The 751-nt window shown below is 28.6% G+C and carries 1 protein-coding gene; it reads right to left on the reverse strand.

What is annotated here, in order from left to right:
* Window positions 1–751: Ig-like domain-containing protein (locus L8W64_RS08875; RefSeq protein ID WP_263673557.1), on the reverse strand; the 751-nt coding region annotated here is incomplete at both ends.

A 751-nucleotide genomic window follows, 5' to 3' on the forward strand; every position in this document is an offset into this window, starting at 1 on the left:
CAATCAAGGTAAGCTGTTTATATATATAAATTTCATCTGTAAAAAAATCCGCTGACTTATTTTTTGTTTTCATATATTTAAATTGAATATTGAAATTACTACACAATGGATTCGATACTCCATAAAATTCCAAAGTAGCCTTACCACTAGAATTTACTCTAACATGATCTTGCTTTGGTTTAGCCGCTGATAAAAAATCATGATATATTTCAATTTCTGTATTCGGGATTAAATTACTTACCTCAAGATGAAAATCTTGATTTAATTCTATGGTTTGCTTATAACCCTTATAGCTAGGATAAATAATACTAGGGATATATTCTTTATCTACATATGCAATAGTAGTGCTAGCACTTTGTCCAATAGTATTTACATTAATTACAGGGTTATCTTTAAATGGAACTTTGGAAGTAATAGTTGCTTTAGCTTCACCACTAGAATTAAATGTTGTATCATGATCATTTAAAGTAGCGTCTCCACTTATATTCCATTCTACTTTAGCACCTTTTTTACCATCTTTTAGCGTGATATTGGCTTGTGCTTTTTCTTCGGTGTATATTGTTTTATCCCCTTCAAATTTTAATTCTCTTTGATAAAGCTTAATTTTATCTGCAGCAAACTCTAGTTTACTTGTTCTTGTCTTCATATAATTAAACTTAATAGCAATATCTTTAACATTATAATCACTAATCCCACTAAATTCTAAAGTAGCTTCACCTTTATCATTAACATTAAAGCTTTCTTTTTTAGC

It is taken from the genome of Campylobacter sp. IFREMER_LSEM_CL1097, from assembly GCF_025772225.1.
Classification (GTDB): Bacteria; Campylobacterota; Campylobacteria; order Campylobacterales; family Campylobacteraceae; genus Campylobacter_D; species Campylobacter_D lari_D.